General features: G+C 35.2%; 32 protein-coding genes and 2 pseudogenes. 28 read left to right on the top strand and 6 right to left on the bottom strand.

What is annotated here, in order from left to right; all coding sequences use genetic code 11:
• Positions 1–254: 254 nt before the first annotated feature.
• The 4 genes from HHO41_RS12950 (at position 255) to HHO41_RS12935 (ending at position 2,036) form a co-directional block, all read left to right on the top strand.
• On the top strand, positions 255–710 hold the full coding sequence (locus HHO41_RS12950; protein ID WP_169099274.1) for a VOC family protein: 456 nt from the start codon (positions 255–257) through the stop codon (positions 708–710).
• A gap of 175 nt (positions 711–885) precedes the next feature.
• Complete coding sequence (locus HHO41_RS12945; protein WP_169099272.1) at positions 886–1,092, top strand: helix-turn-helix domain-containing protein; 207 nt, start codon at positions 886–888, stop codon at positions 1,090–1,092.
• Positions 1,089–1,526, top strand: a complete 438-nt coding sequence (locus tag HHO41_RS12940) for a branched-chain amino acid ABC transporter substrate-binding protein (RefSeq protein ID WP_169099270.1) — start codon at positions 1,089–1,091, stop codon at positions 1,524–1,526. The genes HHO41_RS12945 and HHO41_RS12940 overlap by 4 nt, the downstream gene beginning before the upstream one ends.
• Before the next feature lie 189 nt (positions 1,527–1,715).
• A complete protein-coding gene (locus tag HHO41_RS12935) occupies positions 1,716–2,036 on the top strand; it encodes a hypothetical protein (protein WP_169099268.1) in 321 nt (106 codons plus the stop codon).
• 105 nt (positions 2,037–2,141) lie between these two features.
• On the opposite strand, the pseudogene HHO41_RS22810 reads toward HHO41_RS12935, so the two are convergent.
• Together HHO41_RS22810 and HHO41_RS12925 are read right to left on the bottom strand one after the other, a co-directional pair.
• Positions 2,142–2,222: pseudogene (locus tag HHO41_RS22810) on the bottom strand (YjcZ family sporulation protein); the annotation flags it as partial.
• Between the two features lie 356 nt (positions 2,223–2,578).
• Positions 2,579–3,415, bottom strand: a complete 837-nt coding sequence (locus HHO41_RS12925) for a protein-glutamine gamma-glutamyltransferase (RefSeq protein WP_169099266.1) — start codon at positions 3,413–3,415, stop codon at positions 2,579–2,581.
• 288 nt (positions 3,416–3,703) lie between these two features.
• On the opposite strand from HHO41_RS12925, the gene HHO41_RS12920 reads away from it, so the two are divergent.
• From HHO41_RS12920 to HHO41_RS12910, 3 genes are all read left to right on the top strand, one after another.
• Positions 3,704–4,054, top strand: a complete 351-nt coding sequence (locus HHO41_RS12920) for a DUF2200 domain-containing protein (RefSeq protein WP_169099264.1) — start codon at positions 3,704–3,706, stop codon at positions 4,052–4,054.
• 265 nt (positions 4,055–4,319) lie between these two features.
• Positions 4,320–4,715 carry a hypothetical protein gene (locus HHO41_RS12915; RefSeq protein WP_169099262.1) on the top strand — a complete coding sequence of 132 codons (396 nt, stop codon included), beginning with the start codon at positions 4,320–4,322 and terminating at the stop codon, positions 4,713–4,715.
• Positions 4,716–4,922 carry a helix-turn-helix transcriptional regulator gene (locus HHO41_RS12910; RefSeq protein WP_169099260.1) on the top strand — a complete coding sequence of 69 codons (207 nt, stop codon included), beginning with the start codon at positions 4,716–4,718 and terminating at the stop codon, positions 4,920–4,922.
• Between the two features lie 423 nt (positions 4,923–5,345).
• On the opposite strand, the gene HHO41_RS12905 is transcribed toward HHO41_RS12910, so the two are convergent.
• The gene (locus HHO41_RS12905) at positions 5,346–6,248 is read right to left on the bottom strand and encodes a DMT family transporter (protein WP_169099258.1); all 903 of its coding nucleotides are present in this window, start codon (positions 6,246–6,248) and stop codon (positions 5,346–5,348) included.
• 211 nt (positions 6,249–6,459) lie between these two features.
• Between HHO41_RS12905 and HHO41_RS12900 the strand changes: the two genes are divergently transcribed.
• The 3 genes from HHO41_RS12900 (at position 6,460) to HHO41_RS12890 (ending at position 9,172) form a co-directional block, all read left to right on the top strand.
• Positions 6,460–7,335, top strand: a complete 876-nt coding sequence (locus HHO41_RS12900; protein WP_169099421.1) for a LysR family transcriptional regulator — start codon at positions 6,460–6,462, stop codon at positions 7,333–7,335.
• A gap of 441 nt (positions 7,336–7,776) precedes the next feature.
• A complete protein-coding gene (locus HHO41_RS12895; protein ID WP_169099256.1) occupies positions 7,777–8,643 on the top strand; it encodes an SDR family oxidoreductase in 867 nt (288 codons plus the stop codon).
• Between the two features lie 76 nt (positions 8,644–8,719).
• Positions 8,720–9,172, top strand: a complete 453-nt coding sequence (locus tag HHO41_RS12890; RefSeq protein WP_169099254.1) for a hypothetical protein — start codon at positions 8,720–8,722, stop codon at positions 9,170–9,172.
• 48 nt (positions 9,173–9,220) lie between these two features.
• Here the strand turns inward: HHO41_RS12890 and HHO41_RS12885 are convergent, their stop codons facing one another.
• Entirely contained in the window at positions 9,221–10,051 is an 831-nt protein-coding gene (locus tag HHO41_RS12885) for a hypothetical protein (protein ID WP_169099251.1), read from the bottom strand.
• A 213-nt stretch (positions 10,052–10,264) separates the two neighbouring features.
• Here HHO41_RS12885 and HHO41_RS12880 point away from each other — a divergent pair, with 213 nt between their 5' ends.
• The 6 genes from HHO41_RS12880 (at position 10,265) to arsC (ending at position 13,685) form a co-directional block, all read left to right on the top strand.
• Positions 10,265–10,540, top strand: a complete 276-nt coding sequence (locus HHO41_RS12880; RefSeq protein WP_169099249.1) for a hypothetical protein — start codon at positions 10,265–10,267, stop codon at positions 10,538–10,540.
• Positions 10,541–10,552: 12 nt separating this feature from the next.
• Complete coding sequence (locus HHO41_RS12875; RefSeq protein ID WP_169099247.1) at positions 10,553–11,068, top strand: DUF3189 family protein; 516 nt, start codon at positions 10,553–10,555, stop codon at positions 11,066–11,068.
• Between the two features lie 107 nt (positions 11,069–11,175).
• The gene (locus tag HHO41_RS12870) at positions 11,176–11,586 is read left to right on the top strand and encodes a DUF1259 domain-containing protein (protein WP_169099245.1); all 411 of its coding nucleotides are present in this window, start codon (positions 11,176–11,178) and stop codon (positions 11,584–11,586) included.
• A 211-nt stretch (positions 11,587–11,797) separates the two neighbouring features.
• Positions 11,798–12,145 (top strand): ArsR/SmtB family transcription factor, encoded by a 348-nt coding sequence (locus HHO41_RS12865; protein ID WP_169099243.1) that lies wholly within the window; start codon positions 11,798–11,800, stop codon positions 12,143–12,145.
• Positions 12,146–12,178: 33 nt separating this feature from the next.
• On the top strand, positions 12,179–13,234 hold the full coding sequence (gene arsB / locus HHO41_RS12860; RefSeq protein WP_169099241.1) for an ACR3 family arsenite efflux transporter: 1,056 nt from the start codon (positions 12,179–12,181) through the stop codon (positions 13,232–13,234).
• A gap of 28 nt (positions 13,235–13,262) precedes the next feature.
• Entirely contained in the window at positions 13,263–13,685 is a 423-nt protein-coding gene (arsC, locus tag HHO41_RS12855; protein ID WP_169099239.1) for an arsenate reductase (thioredoxin), read from the top strand.
• Between the two features lie 45 nt (positions 13,686–13,730).
• Here arsC and HHO41_RS12850 read toward each other — a convergent pair whose 3' ends face one another.
• On the bottom strand, positions 13,731–14,231 hold the full coding sequence (locus HHO41_RS12850) for an arsinothricin resistance N-acetyltransferase ArsN1 family A (RefSeq protein WP_248278455.1): 501 nt from the start codon (positions 14,229–14,231) through the stop codon (positions 13,731–13,733).
• A gap of 269 nt (positions 14,232–14,500) precedes the next feature.
• On the opposite strand from HHO41_RS12850, the gene HHO41_RS12845 reads away from it, so the two are divergent.
• The 10 genes and pseudogenes from HHO41_RS12845 to HHO41_RS12800 all read left to right on the top strand — a co-directional run bounded on the left by HHO41_RS12845 (position 14,501) and on the right by HHO41_RS12800 (position 21,533).
• Positions 14,501–14,701: a cold-shock protein gene (locus tag HHO41_RS12845; protein WP_169099235.1), complete on the top strand. Its 201-nt coding sequence runs from the start codon at positions 14,501–14,503 to the stop codon at positions 14,699–14,701.
• Between the two features lie 221 nt (positions 14,702–14,922).
• A complete protein-coding gene (locus tag HHO41_RS12840) occupies positions 14,923–15,084 on the top strand; it encodes a DUF3934 domain-containing protein (RefSeq protein ID WP_169099233.1) in 162 nt (53 codons plus the stop codon).
• Between the two features lie 266 nt (positions 15,085–15,350).
• Positions 15,351–16,055, top strand: coding sequence for an SAM-dependent methyltransferase (locus tag HHO41_RS12835; RefSeq protein WP_169099419.1), 705 nt, complete (start codon positions 15,351–15,353; stop codon positions 16,053–16,055).
• Between the two features lie 6 nt (positions 16,056–16,061).
• Positions 16,062–16,451 carry a tautomerase family protein gene (locus HHO41_RS12830; RefSeq protein WP_169099231.1) on the top strand — a complete coding sequence of 130 codons (390 nt, stop codon included), beginning with the start codon at positions 16,062–16,064 and terminating at the stop codon, positions 16,449–16,451.
• A 274-nt stretch (positions 16,452–16,725) separates the two neighbouring features.
• Positions 16,726–18,789: a HelD family protein gene (locus HHO41_RS12825; protein WP_169099229.1), complete on the top strand. Its 2,064-nt coding sequence runs from the start codon at positions 16,726–16,728 to the stop codon at positions 18,787–18,789.
• A 173-nt stretch (positions 18,790–18,962) separates the two neighbouring features.
• Positions 18,963–19,403: a TIGR04104 family putative zinc finger protein gene (locus HHO41_RS22805; protein ID WP_481747097.1), complete on the top strand. Its 441-nt coding sequence runs from the start codon at positions 18,963–18,965 to the stop codon at positions 19,401–19,403.
• 85 nt (positions 19,404–19,488) lie between these two features.
• Entirely contained in the window at positions 19,489–19,950 is a 462-nt protein-coding gene (locus HHO41_RS12815; RefSeq protein ID WP_169099225.1) for a DUF4288 domain-containing protein, read from the top strand.
• A gap of 228 nt (positions 19,951–20,178) precedes the next feature.
• A pseudogene (locus HHO41_RS12810) lies at positions 20,179–20,451 on the top strand (transposase); the annotation flags it as partial.
• Complete coding sequence (locus tag HHO41_RS12805; RefSeq protein WP_169099223.1) at positions 20,426–20,614, top strand: hypothetical protein; 189 nt, start codon at positions 20,426–20,428, stop codon at positions 20,612–20,614. The pseudogene HHO41_RS12810 and the gene HHO41_RS12805, both read left to right, overlap by 26 nt.
• A 133-nt stretch (positions 20,615–20,747) precedes the next feature.
• Positions 20,748–21,533, top strand: coding sequence for a hypothetical protein (locus HHO41_RS12800; RefSeq protein ID WP_169099221.1), 786 nt, complete (start codon positions 20,748–20,750; stop codon positions 21,531–21,533).
• A gap of 419 nt (positions 21,534–21,952) precedes the next feature.
• Here HHO41_RS12800 and HHO41_RS12795 read toward each other — a convergent pair whose 3' ends face one another.
• On the bottom strand, positions 21,953–22,453 hold the full coding sequence (locus HHO41_RS12795) for a hypothetical protein (RefSeq protein ID WP_169099219.1): 501 nt from the start codon (positions 22,451–22,453) through the stop codon (positions 21,953–21,955).
• A 392-nt stretch (positions 22,454–22,845) separates the two neighbouring features.
• On the opposite strand from HHO41_RS12795, the gene HHO41_RS12790 reads away from it, so the two are divergent.
• Positions 22,846–23,322, top strand: coding sequence for a hypothetical protein (locus tag HHO41_RS12790; RefSeq protein WP_169099217.1), 477 nt, complete (start codon positions 22,846–22,848; stop codon positions 23,320–23,322).
• A gap of 472 nt (positions 23,323–23,794) precedes the next feature.
• Positions 23,795–24,163, top strand: coding sequence for a DnaA N-terminal domain-containing protein (locus HHO41_RS12785; RefSeq protein ID WP_169099215.1), 369 nt, complete (start codon positions 23,795–23,797; stop codon positions 24,161–24,163).
• Positions 24,164–24,582: the final 419 nt, after the last annotated feature.

Genomic DNA, 24,582 nt, shown 5'->3' with positions numbered 1-24,582 from the left:
AAAGCTCCGTTTATTTTAATGGAAATATAGGTATTTCCCAATTTAACCGGAATTTTTCCGTTTATTTTTCAACTGAAATGAAATCAACGCTCACATTCTGGTCCTTAATGGAGCCTAGGGCAGGAATATTTTGTAGGGAAGTCGAAGTTTTGTTTTATAAAATAGCAACTACGGTATTGATTTTATAAAACTATTTATTCACATTGTTAATGAGAATCAGATCATTATTTTTATACACATAAGGAGATAAAACTATGGCAGAAAACAAATTACTAAGAATGGATAATGTCGGCATTGTTGTTGAATCCCTTGATAACGCAATCTCTTTCTTTGAGGAGATTGGCTTGACTCTCGAAGGGCGAGCAACTGTCGAAGGTGAGTGGGCTGGTCGCGTAACCGGACTAGGTTCTCAGTGCGTAGAGATTGCGATGATGGTTACCCCAGATGGCCACAGCCGACTTGAACTTTCAAAATTCCTCACACCATCTACTATATCAGATCACCGTAATGCTCCTGTGAACGCCCTCGGTTATCTACGCGTCATGTTCACCGTTAACGACATTGACGAAATGGTCTCTAGACTTACTAAGTTTGGTGCCCAGCTCGTTGGCGAAGTGGTTCAGTATGAGAACTCATATCGGCTCTGCTACATTCGCGGGGTTGAAGGACTTCTAATCGGTTTGGCGGAAGAACTCGGTAATAATAAATAAGTGATGTTTTATAAAAACCTCCATGGAAATGGGGGTTTCTTTTATAGTAGGAGATATAAAGTGATTATAAGAATTTTTCGAAAAATAAATTTACATTTTATGTAAAGTTAATGTAATATATATATTGAATAAGTAATATATATATTACATTGTTGTCGGGAAGGTGATCGAACAGGTGAAAAATAATGTGAAAATTGCCCGTATCCAAAGGGACTTAACGCAACAAGAGTTGGCCGGGCGAACTGGTGTTACACGTCAAACCATCAGTTTAATTGAAAAAGGAAAATATAATCCAACATTAAATTTATGCCTGGAGATTTGTTATGTACTTAAAAAATCATTAGATGAATTATTTTGGATCGATAAGGAGGAGAAACTATGAAGATTATTAGAGATGAACGTTTAGCCATTCAAAATTTAAAAAATATCCGTGTCGCCTTTATTTTTCAAACAATATCCATTTTAGGAATTTTACTTTACGATGGAATAAGTAATGGAATTTCACGATTTACCGATAATCCATTATGGTTAGTTTTTATAGGAACTTTCGTTGTTATGGGATATCTGAATTTAAGAATATCAGTTGATGAATATGATACTCAAAGTAATAAAAAGCAAGGACCGTATTATATAAATCTACTTATTTCATTGGTTGTAGGAGTTATTTTTAGTGTAATTACGATTCTAACACCTGACGGAACCGCTCGTGATGCCGTTATCATCGGGGGTGTAATGTTTGGATGCTTTTTATTTTCATTTACAGTGGTCTATTTTCTAAGGAAAAAACGTTATGAAGAACATGATGTTGAAGAGTGATTTGAACTTTCCAGCTTTTTTCACCATGCAAGAATGTTGTTAATGGTATGATTTGGCCAGTTTTTAACCCAAAGCCTATTAGAATTCCGTTTAATATTAAAATTTAACATGCTGTGAAAAATTGGGGGTTTAGAAGAATTAGTAAGATTATAACGGTAGGGTAATAAGCAGTAAAAAGAGGTGGATAAAGTGGCGGAAATTAGAAGGAATAATTCAAAATGGTTCAAGTTTGTCGGCATAGGAATCGTACTTCTAGTGGTGGTCGGATTATTCATATGGCAGTCTGTGGACAGATACAAGGAAGTTCAACAAATTGAAGAGAAGTTGGGTTTTGATATTACTGTGGTAGATAGACAGTCACACGATGCATGGTGGGCAGCAACAAGGACGTATCGAGTGAAACCACTGGGAGACGGTAAGGAAAGCAATGTGGAATACCTTCTTTATTTGAACAAAGAAAATAAGGTCGAACAATGGGCGAAGGTCAAAAATAATCGAAGTGCCAAATAATCGAAGTGCCAGGCACCGCCCGAAAAATCTTGTTTCACAGTAACGTGTGAAACAAGAAAAATCGGGTGGTGCCTGGCACTTTTGTTGCTTTTGTTGGCACTTTTTTTAAACTTTATAAAAGGTAAAGCCGCATGCGCCTACGATGATTAGGAGGATAAACAATACAACAATTAGGACAAAATTATTGCAACGATTAGGTGGACAATATGCATAGGCTGGAGTGCAAAAATCATAAGCAGGTGCTGTGCAAGTAGGCATAGGTGCAACAGTTGGCATTGGAGCTACATTTGGCATTGGAGCGACGTTCGGCATCACGTTCGGCATCACGTTCGGCATCACATTTGGCATCATATTTGGAGGTGCGTTTACGTTAGCATACATTTTTTATTTCCCCTTCGTGTTAGTATCTCTATCACTATAGAATACTCTCAAAGGCGAAAATGGAGCCCGTCTAACACAAAATGGGTTAATGTCATAAGTTTGCTTCAATGCTGGACATTCTTTTTAAGGAATAAAATAATTTATCGTTAACCTCTTGTCGCTCACTCTGATAAATAAAGATATTGTGCATATGAAATGGAGCTTTTGTCATGGTGCACAATTGTGTGTTGATTATTATTTGCTCGATAAGCACTTCCACTTCCTTGACTTGCCAATCTGGCTATATGGGTAAAAGATGGCCTTGTCACTAAGTTCGTTAAATATGCGGATTGTTTAGCGTCGGGTTTTCGCTTTGTATTTAGCAGTTCAATAATTTCATCAGCGGTTCTGATTGAAAATCCATGACCAAAATATTTCCCATCAGGAAGAAGAACAGCACTTAGACCATTAAACCAGGGTCCATTTGGGTGGAAGTCAGGATTATTAAAGAAAACAATGTCACCAGGAATAAAATGATTTGTATAAAAAGTATAGATTCGCAAGTCAGAATCAGTATGCCAGCTATATAGATAAAGATTTTGAAACAGAGAATTAAATAAATCGCTGCCGATTGTATATAGAACGGTGTGGTAATAAATGATAATCGAAGCGGTTGCACATTCAAATGCATATAGTGGACCGTTCCGGAAAATGTCTAGAATCGCAACAGAAGGTTTTACTCCAGGTTTTAACAGGAACCCTCCAGCAGCTGTTAGTTGCCAGTATTTTGGATTACAGCGTGCCCTTTTAAAGCTTCTAAATACAGCTTTACTTTTATCCATCTCTTTTGCACTATTTATGATGTTTTTTCGGACGTTTAATTCAAACAATAATTCACCGATGGAATGATAAGAATAGTCTACAGATGCTTGCTGCATATTGCGAATAATCGCTTTTTCAATTTTCCCAAGCTGCCACTTCTCATCTAGATGAAACGGAACCCCTGATATTTGTATCATACAATCCTCCATTCCAACCTTGAGTTTCATACTTCTCCATTGTTATCGTATTCGCATTACACTTACATCATGTTTATAAAATAACTATGAAGATCTATTTGGAAACTGTGACTGCTGATCAGTTTTTTAGGTTCATGGCAACATTTGTTTGGTTATTTGTTGAAAAGAAATAACCCGCGTATTACAATCCGAATATAGGCGTAGGTAGGTCGCATCTTTATTTTTAAAGGATTGGCCAGCATAGCATTGTTGAATAATTACATAAAAACTTGTGAAGGTGGATGTATCATGACCAAACATCGGATTTATACAATGAGTGTTGCAAGTGTTTATCCCCATTATGTTACTAAGGCAGAGAAAAAAGGACGAACAAAGGCAGAAGTCGATGAAATCATTCGTTGGTTGACTGGTTATCGTCAGGAAGAGTTAGAAACTGTCTTGGAAAATCAGACAGATTTTGAGACCTTTTTTACAGAAGCCCCGCAACCAAATCCTTCAAGAGCTCTCATCAAAGGTGTGATCTGTGGTTACCGGGTGGAAGAGATTGAAGAACCAATCATGCAAGAAATTCGCTATTTGGATAAGCTGATTGATGAGCTAGCAAAGGGAAAAGCGATGGAAAAGATTTTACGAAAATAATTATTAAATGGCGATGCTTGCTATATTTTTGTTATAGAATAAATTTTTTTCATTTACAGTCCGATAATTCAGCAATCGGACCTATTACGAAGTGGTCAGAGCCCATTTTTTCAGTTGTCATATTGAAAAAGGGGGCTTTTTTTATTGGATTCAATTTAATTGGCACTCTTGCTTTGGAAATGTTTGAAAGTCTATTGAATTACAATAACTGGTGTTATATATTTATAACATAAGGTTATATATTTCTAACAAAAGGAGGTTTACCTTGAAAATTAAGTTTATCTTATTAGGGTTTATTTCAATAAGTATCGTGTTAGGTATGCTTTTTCAAATATTTACATTAATTGAGTCTATTGATTATTTTTCAGCAATTTTATTGTTGATCGGTTTAATAAGCTTTGTGGGTTATATTTCAATGATCATGAAAAGATTATTCCCGGAATTCAAACTTGGTTTACCCTTCGATGACGAACGATCCAAAAAGGTAAAATACTATTCTGCTGGTAGGGCATACTTTTACTCCTTGTATATATGGATTGCTTTACTCGCTTTCCAAAAATACTTCGATCGTGACGACATTCTCATTTTGGGGTTATTAGGAATGGCTTTGTCATTGTTGGTATCTTGGCTTTTAACAAAGAATCGGCGAGGTCTTGAATAAATGAAGACGAAGATCAAGGAATACAGAGCCAAACACAATATGACCCAATTGGAACTTGCAAAAGCAGTCGGAGTGAGAAGAGAAACAATCAGCTTTTTGGAAAAAGGAGAATATAACCCCTCATTAAAGCTCGCAGTGAAAATCGCTCATCTATTTCATGTTAGTATCGAAGAACTATTTATCTTTGAAGATAGTGACTTTGACTAACGAAAGGAAGTGAAGGTGTATGTTTATGTATTGGTATCACAAAATGAATAAAACTCAACAAAAAATCACAATTGCAGTTGCGATTACTTTATTGGTAGCTGGTGTTGCATTGCTTATCGTATAACTTCCGCTTGAGCTCTCTCTTACAAAAGTCATTGCCCTGGTTTCTACCGGACAGCGAGGCCCTTATTTTGATGGAAAACTCCTTTTCCAACCTCTTGCGGACATAGGAGACCAAATTTAGATAAAAATGATTGAAAAAAGTCTATTGGTGATCAAATAACGTATCTGTTGTCCACTTTACCAGCCAATACCATACTTTTTGTGAAAATAACGAACCAAATGTCCGCAAAAAAAGAGTATCTTCAATAATTCAAAATCAAACCAAAATAAAAACAGTGGGACTCTAGGGCCTCACTGTTTTTAACTTTTTTCAACGGGTGTTTTTGAGATAAATTGTATCGAAGAGTTGAGTAATCTAATTTCACTTACAAATGTCGAGCCTAACAAAAATACACCACCAAGCGTTTGGACCAAAGTCATTTGTTCTTGCAGGATAAGGGCAGAAATCATTATAGCTACAAATGGATCCACATAACTTAGCATTGCGATACTCTGTCCTGATAATCCCTCCATTCCTGAGAAAAATAACCAAAATCCAATTCCTGTATTGATGATTCCAAGTATTAAAATAAAAGGAATGGAGGATCGAGTTCCTTCAAAGATATCAAAGCCTGATGTCAAAAAGACATAGGGTATTAATAGTAAAGTAGTTATTCCAAGCTGGATGATGGTCAGCTCTAACTTTCCTATATTTTTAATAAACTTATTTAAAAGTAACAAAGCAGCATAAAAGGCAGCTGCGATTAGTCCGAAGGAAAGTCCAAGTAGATCACCTGAATCGGACGCACTTACGCCCTCTCCTAGAATCATTAACATCCCGATGATTGCCACACCAATACACACCATTTTCTTAAATGACAATTGTTCCCGAAGTACAACGGGAGAAAGAATCATGACAAACACAGGTGCAAAGTAATAACCCAGCGTCGCGTTAGCAATTGTTGTATGTTCATACGATTGATAAAGAAATATCCAATTTCCTCCCAGTGCAATACCTGAAAGAATTAAACACAACGCATTTGATTTAACTGAATTCCAAGCGATTTTTTTCTTTATCGTGACAGATATGAAAAATAAAAATAAGCATCCGATCAAACTACTAAGTAAAGCTCTTTCGCTCGATGATAGATCAATATTTCGAACAACTAAACCAATCGTACCGAAAATCATCATGGATAAAATAAACTGAATTTTATATTTCATCGGCTTTTTCATTTCGATTATTTTGTAGATGAGACCTGCAATTGTCTGGCCCTGTTTCCAGCCTATCACTTACCAAAAACATCGTTAAACCTCATTTCCTTTTCTCACTTGATTAATTAGTAGTATTAATATATCATTCTCACAAGCATTACAAAAACGAATGTTTATCATGAAATGCATGACAAAAACAGATGAGGTGAAAAGACAGAGTATGAATATCCAAAAATATATGGCATTTGTCAAAGCCGTAGAATTAGGTAGTTTTACAAAAGCTGCCGAAATATTGGACTACTCACAGTCTGGGATTAGCCGGATGATTAACGATTTAGAAAAGGAATGGGGGATTTTCCTTTTTGAAAGAGGACGGACCGGGATCAATTTAACCTCGGATGGTTTAAAGTTACTGCCCCAATTAAAGCGAATTTGCAATGAGTATGAAATCTTAATGAAGCAGATCGAAGAATTAAATAATATGGAATCTGGGATGATTCGGATTGGGACATTTTCTAGCGTGGCATCTCATTGGCTCCCTAATATAATTAAAATTTTTAAGAAGGATTACCCAAAGATAGATTTTGAATTTCTGCTTGGTGATTATATGGAAATAGAGAGCTGGATACTAAATGGGCGTGTTGATTTTGGTTTTTTGCGGCTGCCGTTAAAAACGGAGCTTGAAACAATCTTTTTGGAACAAGACCGATTGCTAGTAGTGATTCCAGAAAATCATCCGCTTGCCAATTGCGAAAAATTTCCCATTAGCGGCTTATTGGACAGTCCGTTTATGCTGTTGGAGAAGGGGGCAAAAGCAGAAATCTCAGAAATTTTCGAAAGGCAGGCTATTTCACCGCAAGTGAATTTTACAACCTGGGATGACTACGCGATTATGTCGATGGTGGAAAACGGTCTGGGAATCAGTATTTTACCAGAATTAATATTACAGCGTATTCCTCATAAAATTTTAGCAAAAGAGCTTGAAGTTCCTGCCTATAGGAATATTGGTGTGGCAATGAGAGAACAGAAATCACTTTCGCTTGCGTCAAAAAGATTTTTAGAATATTTACCATTTAGGAACCGAGAGAGTAATTGAGCAAACTGTACATAGAAATGCGATTTTTTAATTACAGTTTGACCATTATTACTCCAAATTGACAAGTCTAGGCAGTTTGCTATACTTGAATTATCTTGAGGAATGGAGGCTTCCTAATGATTGATATCCTAGCTTTGAACCGTTAATTTCATACGTTCAAAGGCTCTGCTTATGCTCAGAGTAATAGGATTAATCTGTCATCTAATAGGAAACCTATATTTTGCGTTTGTTTATGGTAAAATCTACACCTTTTTTTCTTTTAAAATAGGTAGATTTCCATTGAAATATGCGTTGAACGGGGTACAACAAGAGATTATAGTTATTTTTAAAATAAAGATAAATCCATCCACTTTATAAACAACTAGAGCATGGGCAGATTGCCTGTGCTCTTTATTTGGTTTAAAAGTAGCTGAAAAATTCCATGATGGAGGAGATTGCTTTATGACTACCAAAAATTCACGGGTTTGGTTTATTACAGGTGCAAGCAGCGGACTGGGATATGAATTTGCGAAAAAGGCATTAGAGTCTGGTGACAAGGTTATTGGTGTTGCTAGAAATATAGAAAAATTGAATGATTTAACAGGTCAATTTGAAGGCATGTTACTACCTTTGAAGTTGGATGTTACTGATCGGCAGGCTGTTTTTAACACAGTGGAATTAGCATTCAAGCATTTTGGGAAAATTGATATTGTTATCAACAATGCTGGCAATATGGTCATGGGAATGATTGGGGAGTTTAGTGAGGATGAAGTTAGGTTTCAAATGGAAACGAATTTCTTTGGTGCTGTTTGGGTGGCTCAAGCAGTAATGCCATTCTTCCGGGCACAAGGTTTCGGTCATATTATCCAAATCTCAAGTATTGGTGGGTTAATTTCTGGTCCGATGTCGGGTGTCTACAGCGCAAGCAAGTTTGCATTAGAAGGATTTAGCGAGGCATTAGCACAAGAAGCTGCTCATTTTGGTGTGAAAGTGTCGATTGTAGAGCCTGGCGGCTACTGGACGAATTTATATTTGAAAATGGGTTTTGCCAAACAAAAAAACGAGTATGATTCGTTACGTGAGGAGCTTGCTAAACAAAGTCCAACGGAATCAGTTGATAGTGATCCGTTGCTAGCAGCTGAAGCTCTAATGAAACTAGTGAATTGTGAGAATCCGCCACTCAGATTAATTTTAGGAAGCTTTGTTTATGATATCGCATTGGAAAATACAGAAAAACGGATTTCCACGTGGAAAGAGTGGGAAGAGGTTAGTCGATCTGCGGAACATGGTATTCCTGCACCAGAAGGGTATGGGGTGAGCGAGGAGTAAAACTAATGATATGGAGACGTAAACTCGCTACGATTATGTGGCGAGTTTACGTTTCGCTTTTTAAAACGGAGATACTTTGATTCCCGTTTTTTCCGAGCAAAAGGAAAATGGTCATCAAAGAGGTGCATTGATTCCCATTTTTTCAGCGCAAAAGAAAAATGGTCATCAAAGAGGTTCATTGGTTCCCATTTTTTCAACCCGAAAGGAAAATGGTCATCAAAGAGGTTCATTGGTTCCCATTTTTTCAGCGCAAAAGAAAAATGGTCATCAAAGAGGTGCATTGATTCCCATTTTTTCAGCGCAAAAGAAAAATGGTCATCAAAGAGGTGCATTGGTTCCCATTTTTTCAGCGCAAAAGAAAAATGGTCATCAAAGAGGTTCATTGGTTCCCATTTTTTCACCGCAAAAGAAAAACGGTCACCAAAGAGGTGCATTGGTTCCCATTTTTTCAGCGCAAAAGAAATATGGTCATCAAAGAGGTGCATTGGTTCCCATTTTTTCACCGCAAAAGAAATACGGTCATCAATAAAGTTCTTTAATCCGAATTTTTCCCAGAAATTCGTTGATATTAGAAACACTACTCTCTTTTCAATCCTATACAATCTTCTTCAGGTTTGATCAAAATTTGTTTCCACGCGCCACTTTCAGCTTTACGAAATTGGGCGATTTCGACATCCGTACCGTTTGTTAGCGTGAAAAAAATCATCCAATAATTTGCCCCATCATTGCCGCGAAAGCAAATGTTTTTTATATAACCATTTTTTATGGTTGGGTATCTTTTTTGTATTAACTTACACCACTCACCAAATTTAATATCAATAACATCTTCCCCGGTATGATCCCATCCGTGATAAGGGGCGCACAGAAAGTCCTCCGCAATCTTACTTATATCTGAAATTCGATAACCGTCACTCTCGTGAATGAGTTGAATAAATCCATAATAGTACCCAAAATATTCACCATTTTTTCCTTCAAATCCCTCAATCGTTTCGATTTCATAAAAGAACCTTATTCCACCTTTTAGATCAGGTATGCGACAAAGCTTGATCAAACTTGTATGGCCAACTCCTGCAAACAAATGAACAAATTGGTCAAAACTTAATTTTTTTTGATAATCCTTGGACAAAAAGTTATAGGCAATGGGAAAGGGACTAGTCCCCTGACCGACTGAACCGCAAAGTCGCTCCAGCAAATTTGCTGCTTCGCGCAAAATACTAAAATAGTTCAAAAGCGTATCCTCAGGGGTTTTAGTCAATGCTGCTGGAATTTGGATTTGGTTATATGATTTATCAGAATAAGGAGCAAAGAACTCCCATGTGTCGAACCGCAAATTCAATGCTGGAAAGCAAGATGGCCGAAAAAATCTTTTATGATAAGTAATTTTGTCCAATTGATTTCGCTGAAACACAATCATCACCCCAAAATTAGTGTATGGGTGATGGCATGATAAGTGAAAGACTAGAGCATCGTGCTCTTGCACAAGGAGAAAAATCTGTATATTTTAGATTATTTTTTCAAGAAAAACCGCAAGATAAAAGCAGACATCTTTAGAGAGTTTATTCAAAGCAAGTAATTTTCAAGAAAAATTTGTAAGTAAATGCTTATTTAAGGAAGTGAGCATGTGGAAGCTTTTCCTATTATTCATACTAATTTCTGGGATGCGCTAATTGCTGTCCCTACCGTTATCATCCTTACACAAATATTTAAGAAAATCTTTCCTATCCCTAAACCACTCATTCCGACATTGGCAAATGTGATTGGGTTCATTATCTCTATTTTCTTTGCACATCGTCATAATCTTTGGGCAGGCATATTAATGGGAGCGTTTTATGGAAATGCTGCTGTTGGAATATACGCAGCATTGAAAACACAAATAAAGGCATATAGAAACACCTAGGAGGGCAAGAAAATGATTTTTATATATCACGATTTCGGAGGGACACATAGTACATCTCTCGCTGCTGCCTATCATCTTAAAATTTTGGATAACCCAGAGAAAATTCTTAGTAAAGAGGAGGTTTTGGCTGTCCCATTTTTCAATAAATTAAAAAAGAAAGATGCGGGGAAAATTTTCTTTCACGGAAAGGATCAGGAGGGGAATTCCGTATATACAATTGGAAGAAGATCATCAAAACTTGTCATTCCTTCTCTATTAAGTTTTTGTGAAATCATGTTCAGTCGGCAACAGTTGAATGAGAAAATCATTTTCTCTAATACCTCACCTGTTGTCCCTTTTGCCATGACAATGGGAGGATTCTTTTCTAGGGGCCTTGGAATTAATGTGATAGGTGTTCCATTACTTGTAAAGGGTGCGCAACAATGTTGTAAACATGTGTCTCAGTTGGTAGAGGAGACAAAAGAAACGGCTCGTACATCGGAAGGACAAAGGATTATTTCGATTGAGAATAAAAAATTTCAAGCTTAATGAAAGGATACTGAGTAAGGATTAAATGATGAAGATTCTCCCAAAATTGTTCTTTTGAATGAGGAATTTACATAATTTATCAAAAGATGAGGTCGGGAGATGATTACATGAATAACCTTTACTCAATTGGAAATCAAATCGGAAAAATTTTTCATACTAAATGTAAAATAAAAGCTGATACTTGTTCCGTTGAATTGCATCGAGACTTTAAAGTGTTGGTTCAGGGAAGACCTAGTCAATCGGTTACACCAGTTGGAATTTCATTTGAATCGTTAGATCAAAATGGAGTAGCTTTAAATTTAGCGGAAATTACACTGCTTCAGGAAGAAATTCCAGGCTTTATTAGTGCTGTCGTAAAACAGGGCTTAATTGTCAGTGCCCTTCATAACCATTGGATTTTCACCAATCCAACTCTTTTTTATCTTCATTTACAATCCGTTGAACCTCCTTTAGATTTTGCAAAGAAATTATCTCAGGCGTTTCGGACGTTAAGAAACCATCCTGTTCCGGAGACATAATTACCTTGGAGCTATCCAAGTCTCTTTTATATTATTGAACCGCTATGTCAAATTGTATGGATTTTATAAAGGTTATGTAAAAGAAAACGGTTAGTTCTTGCTATATATAAGTATCTAGTTATATACTTATTTTCGGACATCAAACACAGTTCAGTCAATAAAAATCGATATATAAGTACATAATTATATCGTGATTCAAGGAGGTGTCGAAATGGAGCGAACCATTATTGATTTAGAACGCATGTCTCAACTTTTCAAACTGCTTGGAGATAAAACTCGATTAACGATGGTGGGGATTTTAACACAGCGAGAATGCTGTGTTTGTGAGTTTGTTGAAGTGTTTGAAATGAGTCAACCTTCAATCAGTCAGCATTTACGAAAATTAAAGGATGCTGGACTAGTAAAAGAAACACGCAGAGGGCAATGGATTTATTATTCTCTTAATAAGCAAAATGACTTGTACGGACTCCTTAATGATATTTTGCGTCATTTTCCAGCACAAGATGAAAAAATCAATAAAATTATTCAATGTAACCCGACAGAAAAATGTGGTTGCTAAAACCGAAAAAAATAGTGAAAAGGGAGTGTTGAAATGAGTAATACAGAGAAAAAACGGTTAGGATTTTTGGATCGATATCTTACCCTGTGGATTTTCTTGGCGATGGCTGTTGGAATAGGTTTAGGTTTTATCACGCCAGGATTTGTTGATAGTCTAAACAGTATGCAGGTGGGAACTACCTCTATTCCATTAGCAATTGGTTTAATTTTAATGATGTATCCGCCTCTTGCCAAAGTGCGATATGAGGAGATGGGGCGATTATTTAAGGATGTAAAAGTGTTATTGTTGTCGCTTGTGCAAAACTGGATTATTGGTCCGGCATTAATGTTTTTGTTAGCGATCATTTTTTTACAAGATAAGCCAGAATACATGGTCGGACTAATCATGATTGGTTTAGCACGTTGTATCGCAATGGTTATCGTATGGAATGACCTAGCAAAAGGTGATACAGAATATGCAGCAGGACTTGTTGCCTTTAATTCCGTTTTCCAAATGTTATTCTTTTCCGTTTATGCTTACGTTTTTGTAACGATTATTCCTGAATGGTTAGGGATTGAAGGTGCAATTGTTGATATTACAATGGCAGAGGTTGCCAAATCGGTTTTCATCTATTTAGGGATTCCATTCATAGCAGGCATGATTACCCGATTTACTTTGGTAAAAGCAAAGGGCAGACAATGGTATGAAAAGGTCTTTATTCCTAAAATCAGTCCAATTACTTTAATCGCATTACTGTTTACAATCGTGGTGATGTTTTCCTTAAAAGGGGAAACGATTGTTAGCCTTCCATTAGACGTAGTACGCATTGCGATCCCACTTCTTATTTATTTCGTCGTTATGTTTTTTGTTTCATTCTTTTTGGGAAAGAAAATTGGCGCAAATTATCCTGTTACTACAACATTAGCCTTCACTGCAGGTAGTAATAACTTCGAGTTGGCCATTGCGGTTGCGGTTGGAGTATTTGGTATCCATTCTGGTGCAGCATTCGCAGCGGTTATTGGCCCTTTAGTTGAGGTGCCAGTCATGATCGCACTAGTCAATGTTGCCCTATGGTTTAAACGTAAATATTTTTCGGAGCAAGTGGCATAACTAAACAATTGAAGGTGGAATTAATTTAATGGAAAATAAAAAAATAATCTATTTTTTATGTACTGGAAACTCTTGCCGCAGCCAAATGGCGGAAGGGTGGGCCAAACAATATTTAAGTAGTGAGTGGGATGTAAAGAGTGCCGGTCTTGAAGCGCACGGATTAAATCCAAATGCGGTTAAAGCAATGAAGGAAATTGGTATTGATATTTCCAATCAAACTTCAAATGTGATAGACCCTCAAATTTTAAACAATTCAAGCCTTGTTGTTACTTTATGTGGTCACGCTGATGAACATTGCCCAATGACACCTCCTCAAGTGAAACGAGTTCATTGGGGCTTCGATGATCCTGCAAAAGCGGAGGGAACAGAAGAAGAAAAATGGGCATTTTTCCAACGCGTTCGTGATGAGATTGGTGCCCGTATTAAACGTTTTTCCGAATTTGGAGAGTAATATTAAAAAAGCCAAGGGTTGTAAACTCTTGGCTACACCATTTTTTTATCCCAATAATTTCTCCATCGCCATAACATCAACAAATTTGCCATCTAACTTTCCTTGGTTTTTAAAAACGCCAACCTCACGATATCCCATTTTCTGATAAAGTCCTTGCCCTAGTTGATTAAAAGGAAAGGTAAACAACACGATTTTATGGAAGTCATTAGCCACTGCTACGGATTCGATTTGAGATAGAAGCTCTTTTCCTATTCCTTTTCCACGATATTCCCGAGCAATATATACGGATAAATCAGCGACCCCGTTGTAAGCACAACGATTACTATATGGATTTAAAGAAGCCCAACCGACCACGTTTCCATCATGCTCTGCTACAACTACCTTAAAACGACCCTGATGGTTTGCGAACCATTCCTGCATATACAAATCGTCCTTTGCTGATTCCTCGAGAGTAGCGATTCGGTCTTCAATTCCCTGATTGTAGATTTCTAAAATAGATGAGATATCAGATTCCTCAGCCTGCCGAATGATGATGTTAGCTCCCAAAGTATTCCCTCCCCTACAAACGTTCATGGTATTTTTTTAAAATAGTAATTTAAATACATTCTCTAAGTGCTGTCAAAATTCCTTTTTTCACTAAAAATAGTAATTAGTTAAAAGGATTCCTTGCAAATCATTTCAATAAATGCTATTCTAGAGAAGAATTATTTTTGTTCGGTGTAAAGGATAGTATTAGTAAAACTTTTCGTCTTAATGATCACTGAGAGCAAGGATAGTAATACATTGTGTGTTCAAACACATAGGAGGCAACAAACATGGAAAAAGGTAAAGTAAAATGGTTTAATGGCGAAAAAGGTTTCGGATTCATCGAACGTGAAGGTGGAGAAGATGTATTCGTCCATTTCTCAGCTATCCAAGGCGAAGGGTACAAAACATTAGAAGAAGGTCAAGAAGTGACTTTCGATGTTGAGCAAGGTCAACGTGGAGCTCAAGCAGCTAACGTTCAAAAGGCTTAATTAAAATATCTAATATGGACAGGCTCTTTTTAGAGTCTGTTTTTTATTTTTCTTAAAAAAACAAAAAAAACCCACTCACTTAAGAGTAGGGAATATGAAACAGTATTTCAAATGGTAATCACATTCTAACATATAATTTGCAGGATTCCTAATTTTCTTCAAACTAATTGAAAAAATATAACCAGATGGGTAACTTAAAGTAATAACAATGAGGTGAATGTATGAGTAAAGCTAAGGGGAAAAGCGGAACTGGCAGAGGAACAGACAAAAAAGGTTGGAATCGCTGGCAAGCAAGTGCAAACAAAGCAAAGAGCGCTAAACCTTATAAAAGTAAAGGTACAAAAAATAATACGGATATGGCTAATACCACAAGGAATAGTTAATGTGACATATCCGAAATATAGCGTGAAGAGCCGGATCCTTCAAGACATATCAGGTGAAAAGCTCGGAATGATTTTTTGACTTAGAAAAAACCTCTCTGAATCTCCTTAAATTAAGGCGTTTCACGAGAGGTTTTTTTGTGTTTTGATGGAGTTTTATTCAGCAAAAATACCTGGAAGCCTGATTCAACAAGGTAACTTTAAAAGGTTAATATTTCCAATTGGTTGTGATAGTATATAGATAATTCTTTTAGTTGAGGTGAGTAAAGCTGGATAAAGTTGAGCAGAGCACTAAGTTAGATTTAGAACGGATTATTTTTATAGGTAGAACTTATGAAGAGTATATGGATATGTTTTCATTTTCCAAAGATGAATTACAAGGAAAAAAAATACTTGATTGTCCAGCAGGAGCATGTTCATTTACTGCTGTCGGTAATAAATTAGGTTTAGATGTTACCGCAAGTGATATTGCCTATTTTCATTCGGTGGAAGATTTGAAAAATAAAGGTCTTCAAGATATTGAGCATGCAATGGAACATATGGAAAAGGCTAAAAGTAATTTTAAATGGGATTATTTCAAAGATTTAGTAGGTCTTAGGAGGCATCGTTTGTATGCTTTGAATGATTGTTCCGATGATATGAAGAAATCAAGTGAACGGTACATCCCTGTCACATTGCCCACTTTACCTTTTAAAAATGATGAATTTGATCTACTCCTATCTGCACATTTTCTATTTATGTATGGTGACAGATTAGACTTTCAATTTCACATTGAAACTCTAAATGAGTTATTAAGGGTAACAAAAGAAGAGATTCGCATCTTTCCTTTAGTAGACTTAGAAGGAAAGCGATACGAGCATTTAGAAAAAATAATAAGCTATCTTGAAAATAATGGTTGTACAACTGAAGAAGTGAAGGTACCATACGAATTTCAGAAAAATGCTAACTCAATGTTAAAAATAATAAAAGGATAGATAAGAATGGGGCAAATAAAAATTTATGGAGTAAAGGACAGCTTAAATTCAATTAAGGAGTCGCTGTCGAATGTTATTCATTCGTGTATGGTGGCAGCACTAGATTTACCATCTGAAAAGAGGTTTCACCGTTTCTTCCCTATGGAGAAAGAAGATTTTTATTATGCTAGTGGAAGAACTGAAGCATATACAATAATCGAAATTAGTATGTTCGAAGGACGTTCAGTAGAAACCAAAAAACAATTAATAAAACTACTTTTTGAACGTATGAATAGCGAATTGAGTATATCTCCACAGGATATTGAGATTACCATTTTTGAAACTCCAAAACATAATTGGGGTATAAGAGGGTTACCTGGGGATGAGTTAAAATTGAGCTATAAAGTAGATGTATAAGTACGAGGTGGTCATTTTTTGGCCACTTCTTTTAGATTATTAAAATCCGGTGGCATTGGTATGAGCTGAGAAGTTAATATGAAGAAACACCAAAAAAGGCAAACCAGATTCTGGTTCGCCTGTTGTTTTGACTATGTTTATCTCTTCTAAAAAGAAGAAAATTTTTTAAGGGGGATAATTTTAATATAATATACTAGATAGGCCATAATAAGTCTATATTTTTTTTATTTTTTCCCTAAAATAGAGTGTACCAGCTCATGGAAGGGGTATATTGATGCTTAATCGAACGGAAAAAGAGGAAAGACAGCATCTTGAAGAAGTATTGACTAAGCTTAATAAAGAATTTGATTCTGTTAATGATAAAATCTCTACGATTAATAGAGATGTAATTGAAGCAAAAAAGTATATTTGGGAAAATATCGCAGAGCTTGATGCAGCGGAACAAGCTGCTAATCGTGTTGAGGTTTCACTGGGAATCGATTTTGGCGAAAAAGCGGTGATACAGCGTCGAAAAATTCAAAAGCTGCTGCAATCTCCCTATTTTGGCAGAGTTGATTTTGTTGAGGCTAAAAAAAGCGGTAGAGAACCTTTCTATATCGGAATTCATGCTTTTTTTGAAGAGAATACCCATGAGAATATTATTTATGATTGGCGAGCCCCGGTTTCAAGTTTATTCTATGATTTTGAGCTTGGATCTGCCTATTATCAATCCCCAGTCGGAAATGTTGAAGGCGAGGTTTGCCTTAAAAGACAATACAAAATAAAAAGCGGCGTTATGGAATATATGATTGAAAGCTCCCTTAATATCAATGATGAAGTTTTACAAAAGGAGCTAAGCAGTACTTCAGATGAGAAAATGAAAAATATCGTCGCGACGATTCAAAAAGAGCAGAATCTCATCATTAGAAATGAAACGTCCAGAGAGTTAATCATCCAAGGGGTTGCTGGCTCAGGGAAAACGTCTGTCGCTCTGCACCGAGTGGCATTTTTGTTGTATCGAAACAAAGAAACGCTTACTTCTAGAAACATCTTAATCATTTCGCCCAACCAGGTTTTTTCGGATTACATCTCAAATGTTTTACCAGAGTTGGGAGAAGAGAATATTCTTGAAGTGAGGATGGAGGAACTGGCGCGTAAGGAATTGGTGGGAATTTGCGACATCCAGACTTTTGATCAGCAAGTAGTGGAACTTCTTGCGGATGCGGACTTTGGGGCTGTAAATAGAATTAAGTATAAGGCAACAGTTGATTTCTACGACCAACTAGAATCTTTCGCTAAATCAATCGAAACTGATTATTTTTCACCAGTTGATATAAAAATTGAGTCAGTGTTCATTTCCAAAAAGGATATATTGAAAAGCTATAACTCTTTTAAATGGCTGCCAATCAAACCGAGATTGGAAAAGATCGCCGCAAACATTGTGGCCAATTATAGAAATAAAGCTGGAAAACGTTTGCCGGGAGCTATTTCTCGAAAAATTAAACCAGCGATTAAGAAAATGTTTAAGTTTGCTGATACCCTGTCTCTTTACAAAGAATTTTATCAGCACATTCGCAAGCCAGACTTATTTATTTTTAAAAAAGGAAAAGTACTTGAGTATGCGGACGCCTTCCCATTGATGTACTTGAAAATTTACCTTGAAGGAATTAAGTCTTATGAATTTGTAAAGCACTTGCTGGTGGACGAAATGCAGGATTATACACCGATTCAATATGCAGTTCTTTCCAAAATATTTAAATGTAAAAAAACAATTTTAGGTGACAGCAGCCAATCTGTTAATCCATATTCGTCATCCTCTCTGCAGAAAATAAAGGAAATCTTTCAGGATGCCGACACAGTGGAATTGTTAAAAAGCTATCGTTCCACCGTGGAGATAACAAATTTCGCGAAAACATTAAATCCACATAGTAACCTAATTCCAATTGAAAGACATGGCGAAGAACCGGTCCTGATAAAATCTTTCAGTTTTGATGAAGAAATGAAGAACATTAAGAAGCTGATGGGTGCTTTTCTAAAATCAGGGCACACTTCTCTTGGAATCATTTGTAAGTCACAACCCCAGGCCGAAAAGGTTTATCAAGCAATAAAACACTTGAACAAGAATATTCATTTATTAACTTTCAATAGTAAGGAATACCACGATGGAATCATTATTACCTCTGCACATATGGCAAAAGGGCTCGAATTTGATCATGTGATCATTCCATTTACTGATGAAGCGAACTATAAAACGGATCTAGATAAAAGCTTGTTGTATATTGCCTGTACAAGAGCAATGCATAAAATGATTTTGACGTATTCCTCCGAAATTTCCCCTTTTTTAAAAGATAGGGTTTAGTTGGTGAAAATAATTTTATGTAGAACGGGCACAATTCAGCAGAATGAATTGTGCTTGTTTTTATGAGGGAAATTTCCACAATCGGGCCATATAATGGAATAAGAATCCTCAAGCAAAATTGAATATTTGTTGTAAAGACGGTGTGTAGTTTGTGAAGAATTCCACTTAAACTAATGAGCAGTTTAGTGAAAGAAGGAAAATCAAAATTTTATGTCGAAATTACAGGATTAGGAAGAGGAAAGAAGTGTTTTGTAATCAACAAAGTCATTTCCATGAAAGTCGAGGATAAACATTTGGGTATTCAAAGCTGTGATTCATGTGGCTATCAATTTAGATGGAAAGAAATTCAAAGGGCAAATAAATGGTGGTACAAACCATTAGTTTGTAAACAATGTGGCTTGGAACACTATATCACTTTTCGGTCAAGATTAATATTTGGGCTGATAAATGGTTTATTTGTATTCCTTTCTAGCATTCTTTCAAATGTTTTTTCTGTTTCTTTACATTCCATATCTTTTATCATTCTTGTATTAATTGGAGTAATCCTAATTACAAGTAATTTTTTAATTTTTCCTTATTATACAAAGTATAATTCTTTTCAAAATAATAAATAATTGTTATTCAAGTTAAGGGCGCTTTCCTGTATTGTAAAAATCTAATGAAAGAGTACTTGCTGCTAATATACGAGGGGGGATTTATGTGAACCAAAATCAAAGAAAATCTTCGTGGGAATGGTATGCAGTAAAATTACTATATGAAAGCATCATCTCGGGAAACCCTAATCCAGAAACAATAGACAAAAATTACACCAATACATACAAAACTTTTGAAGAAAGCATAATGCTTGTTAAAGCACAGTCCTTTGAACACGCATATTCTATTGCTGAAAAGAAAGCAAAAGATGAAGAAATAAACTATTTGAATCTATACGAAGAACTCGTTGAAAAGAAATTTGTAGATGCGTTAGATTGCTTTATTTTAATAGATGAAAAACTTCAATCAGGTACAGAATTGTATTCACGATTTTTACATGTACCCAAAGATATACCTAGAGAAAAAGTTATTTCCCACTATTATCCGGAAACAGTTGAGGAATATGTAGTTGACCAAAATTTTGTTTTAAGAAACAGGGACCTTAATACAAAATCCAACTCGAAATAGGGTATATTAGGTTGTATTCTCTTAACGTGCAGAATGCGTTGGCCAATAATGATTCAGATCATATATAAGTTATTCAATTATCGGGCGCTATCCTTCAAAAAGGATAAGCGCTCATTTTCCATTTTAGGGCCATTATCTGGAATAAGACATTAAAAGAAAGTCGTTATGGGTTAAAGATTGTGAGAGACCTCATATTAAACGGAAGTAAATGTAACAATAAGAAACTAATGGCAAAATAGACCATTAGAAAATACATACTCATTCGTATTTATTGATGCTATCCACTACAAAATAAGGGAAGATAAGCAAATAGTTGTTAAGGCAGCTAATGTTGTTATAGGTGTAAATTTAGATGATAAAAAAGAAATTTTAGGTATTTGGGTAGGAGCTAATGAGAGCAGTAAATTCTGGTTAGCAGTCTTGAACGACATTAAAAAAGAGAGAGATGTATTGATATTCTCAGTTGATGGATTAAATGGCTTTAAAGAAGCAATTGTGGCTCGGCAATGATATTGAAAATAATAGTGAAGATTCGAAACAGACATACTTATCAGATGTTGAATTGATTAAGGAAGTAGTAAAATTGTCTTTAGATCCTTCATATCAAGATAAAAAGTGGATTCATAAAAATATCAGAGAGTTAATTGTTGAACATTTATTTTAAAATAACATGTCTAATGTAAAGGAAATAGTTTCGCAGTATATATGTCAGATTCAGCACATTGTAAGAATACATCGAAAAATTAAGTATTAATTTTTATAATTATTAGGAGTAAATGCTAGATAAGGAGAAAAATATGGAAAGATATCCTGAAATTCCACAGAAGCAAAAAGGTTTAGAATTCGATGCAGATTCTTCTCCATTTGCTTGGGAGCATTATATAAAAGTATATACTCCTAAGCATTGGAAACTAATCAACGAATTTAATCTGAATCATATTGATACCTATTATAATTTATACGGACGCTATTCAGAAAAGGGAAATATTAGATATATCGCTGGAATTAACGAAAACAGTGAATATTCTAAAAAAAGGCGATTTTGGTCTAAATTCAGTTTATCAGGAGATTGTGATTTTAATTTTAACTGCAGGAAAATATATCGATTTAAACAGATTCTAAAAGGAAAAGATTTAGATTTGCTTGATAAATGTGAAAAACACCATCATACATTATTAAATTTTTCTCTCATGCCAAGTACTGGGGGGATGAATAAATTCAAAGGGAATCGAGATACACTGGATGGATTTGATCGATTAGACACTTTTGTATATTATCTCAACAAATATCTAAGTATTCCCTTAAAAGATAGAATCAGAATGTCAGATAATAAAACAGGTAATTTTAATATATTCAGCCAATCAGGATATAATTCTCTACCATTGAAAAATTTTTTAGATACTTTTGATGATATATACGACTATTGCCAAAAAATTTATTTTATTGATGATAGAGAATTCGTTAAACGCCTTGTTGTAGATGGAGAAAAACCGCTTGAAAACCCAGAAGACGTAAGAAGATATATGCTACTGGCACAAGATTATTGGGATTTAAGAGAAAAAGCTTGGGAAAATAATTTGTAAATAGAGATTTTGTAAATAATTCAAGGAGACTAAATGAAATACTATATCGCAGATACTGATAGGTAATGCCTCCCCCTTTACTAACTAATGGGTGCTTTGCCTTAATAGGGGGCAAGGCATTTTTCTTATCAAAGCGGTGATACAATTTAGTCTAATTCAATCGGTTAGAGGAGGATATTGGAGGTACTTGTTAGGTCAGCATTTCTATTTCAAATATGTGTGAAATACTGTAATTAAAGTAAACTGCTTTAGTTAAACAAGAATTAAATGGTTTAGGGATAAGAACAATATTTTTGTTATTCCATAATACGAAGGGCGCTATTCCAGTACAAGGGATTGGGTCCTTTTAATTTATAATCTTTGACAAGAGTACTGCACATTTGAACCAAAAGGCGACAGAAAGAAAAAAATGGGTGCAATTACACCCATTTATATAATTCATATTCAACGTCATCTAACTTACTAGTCCAAAGTAATCCGGAAAGCTCCGGGAGAAGAGATCTACGATGTCCCCAATTCAAGATATGTATATCCTGAAATTCTGAGTCTGGGAGTGTAGAAATACTTTTAGAGTTGTTAGCTGGGCTATGAGCATAGATTAAAAATCGTTCAGCTAAGTCAATTTCTAAAGACCATAATTCTTGAGAGGGGTTACTTTTACCATGAAATCTTCCAACATAAATTTTTATGCTATTTGAGTCGTTAGTATCTAGCCAGCCTTCTTGAGAGATTCTTCTTCCGAGTGTTTGACGATCTGCTTTTCCGATATACAGTAACACATCATTACCATAAACGAGATGATTGCCGTAAACCTGATAAATACCATAATCAGTTTCCTCATTCATTAAGTCTGGAAGTTGAGTTAAGTTATAAGGTCCATCCCATTGAATATGAATTATATGGGTCTTAGAGAGTTCCATATTGGTTTCATCCTTTTTATGTAAATTATTTATACTTTTTATTATAAAACAATAGGAAAGCATTGGAGATATGGAATTCGATTTTATTTCTAATTTAATTCGTCTTCCGATGATAATATCTAGCAGCTTATTCCAGAATCAGGCGCATTTCTGCTGTAAGAAATGCGCTCTTTCTTAATGAATTGTGAAAATTTAATGGAATATTTTCAATAGTTAAATGACCTTATTATTATGTTTTTTAGCACAGTGATGTATCTAATTGCTTGGATTATTTGATATTTAAAGTGCCTATACGTATAACTTAAAGGAAGATTTTCAGAAGAAGTAAACGGAATTATTTAAAGCGTATCCTGATCCGGCTTTGTTATAATGTCTTGTATGAGGTGGAAATTATGACAAAACCATTTGAAGGTCTATTTATTACTGAAAACAAATTAATTGATGCAATTGAGGACTATTTTAATAAATACGATTTTAAACTTATGAAAAAGGCAAAAAATAACGAAAGAGGGATTGATTTAGAGCTTTCGAAAAATGGCGCGACTCTTTACATTGAAGCTAAAGGATCTGTTAAAAATAAATATGACACAGATAATAGTATAGGAGCTATGCCAAAAAGCTCAGTAAGAGATAACGTCAAGAGCCAAATTAATAAGTTAATGGAGCGAGAGGATGATAAAAAATATAAAAATAATGCTTTTTATATTGCTGCTTGGCCAGAAACTCCATTGTATAGAGAGCAAGTAAATAAAAAAAGTAAGGCATTATCCAGGTTGGGATATCTTCATTTATGGGTTCAAGAAGATTTATCTATTAAAATAGAGGGTCCTAATAGTGAGAAATTAAATAACTTATGCTCAGTACAGTAATGTTTCATTTCTAATTTAAGCTCTTTTCAGAAAGATGATGTACAAATAAAAAGAGAATTTGTGGGTTCAGCGATTAAGGGCTTTTCAATAGCGATCTTCCGCAATCGGGCGCATCTCTGCAATAAGAATTGTGCCCTTTCTTTAGTATAATGGCCATATTCTTGAACAAAACTTGATGGTTAATTATAATCTTTTTGATTCTTTCACTTAAGCGAATGATACAAGTTAGCAATAAGGCTTATGGTAAAATTGGTTTAATAAGTAATATTGAAATAAAATCATAAATTAAACATTTTTAACGATACATATCATTGGGAAAAAGATCCCTACTGGGAAGAAAACAGAGGGAAATATTTAAATTCTTTTTAACAGGTTCTTTTCAAACGTAAAAAAGGAAAAAGCTGAAGAAATTGAACGTGGTTACTACTTAACGCTTGATCAGTTGAAAAAAGAATAAGGAGATGGATTTTAAATGGAGCAATGGAAACAAGTCTTACATCTTATTAGCGAAAGAATTAGCAAGCCTAGTTTTGAAACATGGCTGAAGAACACAACAGCAGAAATAAAGGACGATGTTGTGATTGTCAAAACAAAGAATGAATTTCAGGCTGACTGGTTGGAAGAACGCTATAAAACAATGATGATTGAAACCATAAAAGAAGTGACTGGGCACACGATGGAAGTAGAGATAACGGGTCAAACCATACAAAAAAATATGGAGTTTCAATCCTCTAAGGAGCTTCCAAAAAGTGCCTTCGATGAATTAAAAGGATTAATTCTAGCTCAGCAGAAAAAGATTCAAGAACTAGAAGACAGAATTGCTCGCCTCGAACAGAAATAAAAACGGATATAGATAGCCATGCGTTTAATCAACATGGCTTTTTGGCGATCAATAATGCGGTCTTCTTTTTATTTTATAACTGTTTTTTTGAATATTACGATAACATGGAGGCGTAAAGTTAGTTATTGAACTATCGTTTAGATATATATAATAAGATTTTTACCGTATCAATTGTAAATAATGAAATAAGGACAGCTACTTTTCTAACTTTGCTTACTTAATATATTTAGTAAGTAAAAATAGTTTTCAACGTAAATAACTATAAGACGTTGCTTGGAGAGGTGGGTATGATACATAGGCTCGTTTGCCGATGTAACAACGTAAGCCCGAATTCAAACTACGCATATAAACAAGCAGCATCTCCTGGTACGATACACGTATCAATTAAAGGAGGTGCTTTCTTATGCCACAACAAAAAT

The organism is Bacillus sp. DNRA2, from assembly GCF_012843265.1.
Lineage (GTDB): Bacteria > Bacillota > Bacilli > Bacillales > Cytobacillaceae > Bacillus_BU.
Note: the sequence above shows the minus strand (reverse complement) of the source record. Positions and strands in the feature narration are given on the sequence as shown.